The following is a 617-nucleotide window of genomic DNA, read 5'->3' as shown; positions in this document are numbered from 1 at the left end:
GCCCGGAATTCGGGTTTTCGCCGATGTGCGCGGCACGAAAATCCCAGTCGATATCAGCTCCCTGCCCTTCACACCGCATCGCTACCGAAAAGGATGATCTCAATGGCAACAACCTATTTCACATCAGATCACGAGTGGCTCCGCGTCGAGGGCGGCATCGCCACGGTCGGCATCACTGATTACGCGCAGGAGCAGCTCGGCGACCTCGTCTTCGTCGAACTGCCGGAGACGGGAAAGAAATTGACCAAGGGCGACACCGCCGTCGTGGTCGAATCCGTCAAGGCGGCGTCCGATGTCTATGCACCAGTCGACGGCGAGATCACCGAGGCCAACGGCACGCTGTCGTCGGATCCGTCACTGGTCAATTCGGCCGCAACAGGGGCCGGCTGGCTGTGGAAGATGAAGCTTGCCGACGAAAGCCAGCTCGCCGGTCTCATGGATGAGGCCGCCTACAAAGCCCATATCGGTTGATATCAGGACTTATTGAGATGACCGCAGCACCCTACCCCTTCTCGGCCCGCCATATCGGTCCCGGCCTCAACGATACCAGAGCCATGCTGGCCGCCATCGGCGTGCCCTCGATCGAGACGCTGATCAGCCAGTCCGTCCCGAAGTCG

General features: G+C 60.8%; 1 protein-coding gene. It reads left to right on the top strand.

Annotated features, from left to right (window positions below; translation table 11 throughout):
- The first annotated feature begins 102 nt into the window (after positions 1-102).
- Positions 103-471 (top strand): glycine cleavage system protein GcvH, encoded by a 369-nt coding sequence (gcvH, locus tag EN991_RS38845; RefSeq protein ID WP_013531953.1) that lies wholly within the window; start codon positions 103-105, stop codon positions 469-471.
- Positions 472-617: the final 146 nt, after the last annotated feature.

This window comes from Mesorhizobium sp. M7A.F.Ca.US.005.03.2.1 (genome assembly GCF_003997795.1).
GTDB lineage: Bacteria > Pseudomonadota > Alphaproteobacteria > Rhizobiales > Rhizobiaceae > Mesorhizobium > Mesorhizobium ciceri.
The sequence above is the reverse complement of the archived record's forward strand: the minus strand, read 5'-3'. Positions and strand labels throughout refer to the sequence as shown.

Excerpts from the sequence above, each read along its gene's own strand:
- gcvH (WP_013531953.1), top strand. The coding sequence starts at position 103 with ATGGCAACAACCTATTTCACATCAGATCACGAGTGGCTCCGCGTCGAG.